Source organism: Bradyrhizobium sp. UFLA01-814, assembly GCF_046718885.1.
GTDB classification, from domain to species: domain Bacteria; phylum Pseudomonadota; class Alphaproteobacteria; order Rhizobiales; family Xanthobacteraceae; genus Bradyrhizobium; species Bradyrhizobium elkanii.
The window spans coordinates 1-2,779 of record NZ_JAQOSR010000340.1 but is presented as its reverse complement, the minus strand read 5'-3'; the positions used below and the strand labels follow the sequence as shown (position 1 = coordinate 2,779).

At 66.4% G+C, this 2,779-nt stretch carries 2 protein-coding genes; both read left to right on the top strand.

The features are described from left to right. On the top strand, positions 1–1,539 hold a 1,539-nt coding region (locus tag PMN64_RS42620), incomplete at its 5' end, for a TRAP transporter large permease (protein WP_411785085.1). Positions 1,540–1,564: 25 nt separating this feature from the next. Beyond that, positions 1,565–2,779, top strand: a 1,215-nt coding sequence (locus tag PMN64_RS42615; RefSeq protein ID WP_411785084.1) for an AMP-binding protein, incomplete at its 3' end; no start/stop codon positions are given.

The window sequence follows — 2,779 nt, the reverse complement described above, 5'->3', positions numbered from 1 at the left end:
CCATGGTCGTCGGCAGCGTCAGATGTGTATAAGAGACAGGCCTATGAATACGCCTACGAGGAAAGCTTCATCACGACGCCGGCGCTGCAGATATCCAACACCTGGCGCGCGGCGGCGCTGCCGGTCGGCACCTGCCTGATGGCGCTGTTCGCGCTGCTGCGGCTGGCCCGGGTCGGCGAGTTCAGGACCTTCCTGCTGGCCGCGCTGACCGTGGCTGCGCTGATCGGCGCGTTCTGGCTGGCGCAGCCGATGCTGCGGCCGCTCGGCAACCTCAATCTGATCATCTTCTTCGTCGGCGTGGTCGGCTTCTGCGTGTTCGCCGGCGTGCCGATCGGCTTTGCCTTTGGCATGGCGATCTTCGGCTATCTGGCGCTGACCACCCGAACGCCGCTGATGGTGCTGGTCGGCCGGATGGACGAGGGCATGAGCCATCTGATCCTGCTGTCGGTGCCGCTGTTCGTCTTCCTCGGCCTCCTGATCGAGATGACCGGTATGGCGCGGGCCATGGTGGCGTTCCTGGCGAGCCTGCTCGGCCATGTCCGCGGCGGCCTGCATTACGTGCTGGTCGGCGCCATGTATCTGGTTTCCGGCATCTCCGGATCGAAGGCCGCTGACATGGCCGCCGTCGCGCCCGTGCTGTTCCCGGAAATGAAGCAGCGCGGCGCCAAGCCGGGCGATCTGGTCGCCCTGCTCGCCGCCACCGGCGCGCAGACCGAGACCATTCCGCCGAGCCTCGTGCTGATCACGATCGGCTCGGTGACCGGCGTCTCGATCTCGGCGCTGTTCACCGGCGGCCTGCTGCCGGGCGTGGTGCTGGCGATCACGCTGTCGGGGCTGGTGTGGTGGCGCTACCGCGGCGAAGACCGCAGCCACGTCCAGCGCGCCACCGGCAGCGAGATCGGCAAGGCGTTCGTGTTCGCCCTGCCCGCATTGGCCCTGCCCTTCGTGATCCGCTACGCCGTGGTCGAAGGCATCGCCACCGCCACCGAAGTCTCGACCATCGGGATCGTCTACGCCTTCGTCATCGGGCTCTTGATCTACCGCAAGTTCAACTGGCGGCGACTGTTGCCGATGCTGATCGACACGGCGTGCCTGTCGGGCGCGATCCTCTTCATCATTGGGACTGCGACCGGCATGGCCTGGGGCCTGACCCAGTCCGGCTTCTCGCGGGCGCTGGCGGCGGCGATGACCGGGCTGCCCGGCGGGTCGGCGACCTTCATCGCGGTCTCGATCCTGGCCTTCGTGATCCTCGGCAGCGTGCTCGAGGGCATCCCGGCGATCGTGCTGTTCGGGCCGCTGCTGTTTCCGATCGCGCACCAGGTCGGTGTCCACGAGGTGCACTACGCCATGATCATCATCCTGGCGATGGGCATCGGGCTGTTCGCGCCACCGTTCGGAGTCGGCTATTATGCCGCCTGCGCCATCGGGCGCGTCGATCCGGCCGAGGGTATCCGGCCGATCTGGGGGTACATGCTGGCGCTGTTGATCGGCTTGATCATCGTTGCCATCTTCCCCTGGATATCGATCGGTTTCCTGTAAAGCACCTTGCGGATGGGATAGAGCCATGAGTGCAGCTCAAAACCAGTACTCGATCGGGTTGGACAAGACGCCGGCCAACTACGTGCCGCTCTCGCCGCTGAGCTTCCTGGCGCGCTCGGCCGCCGTCTATCCCGACCACATCAGCGCGGTCTATGAGGGCCGCAGCTTCATCTGGAAACAGACCTACGAACGCTGCAAGCGCTTTGCGTCCTATCTCGCGGGCCGTGGCATCGGCCATGGCGACACGGTCGCGGCGATGCTGCCTAACATCCCGGCGATGAACGAATTGCACTTCGCGGTGCCGATGACCGGCGCGGTGCTCAACGCGCTCAACATCCGCCTCGACGCGGCGTCGATCGCGTTCCAGCTCGAGCATGGCGGCGCCAAGATCATTCTGGTCGATCCCGAATTCTCCGGCGTGATCGCGGAGGCCCTGACCCTGATGAAGGGCGCAAAGCCGTTCGTGATCGACGTCGATGACGCGGCCTTCAGCGGCGGCAAGCGGATCGGCGAGATCGAGTATGAGGCGGCGGTCGCGGCGGGCGATCCCGGCTTCGTCGAACGGCCGCCGGCCGACGAATGGGATGCGATCGCGCTGAGCTATACGTCGGGCACGACGGGCAATCCCAAGGGCGTCGTGACCCATCACCGCGGCGCCTATCTCAACGCCGTCAGCAACATCCTCGCCGGCAATCTCGGCCAGCATCCGGTCTATCTCTGGACGCTGCCGATGTTTCATTGCAACGGCTGGTGCTTCCCCTGGACGATCGCGGCGACCGCCGGCGTCAATGTCTGCTTGCGCAAGGTCGATCCGGCCAAGATCTTCGAGCTGATCCCCAGGCACGGCGTCACCCACATGTGCGGTGCGCCGATCGTCTACAACACGCTGATCAACGCGCCCGATGCGCCGAAGAGCGGCAAGGCAAAGCCCGTCGTCGGCCTGATCGCCGGCGCGGCGCCGCCGGTTGCGGTGCTTGAGGGTGGCGAGCGCATCGGCATCAAGCTGACCCACGTCTACGGGCTGACCGAGGTCTATGGCCCCGCCTCGGTCTGCGCCGAGCAGCCGGGCTGGGACGAGCTGTCGGCTGACGCGCGCGCGCAGCTGAAGCGGCGTCAGGGCGTGTCCTATCCGCTGCAGGAAGGCGTCACGGTGCTCGATCCCGAGACCATGCGCGAGGTGCCGCGCGACGGCGAGACCATCGGCGAGGTCATGTTCCGCGGCAACATCGTGATGAAGGGC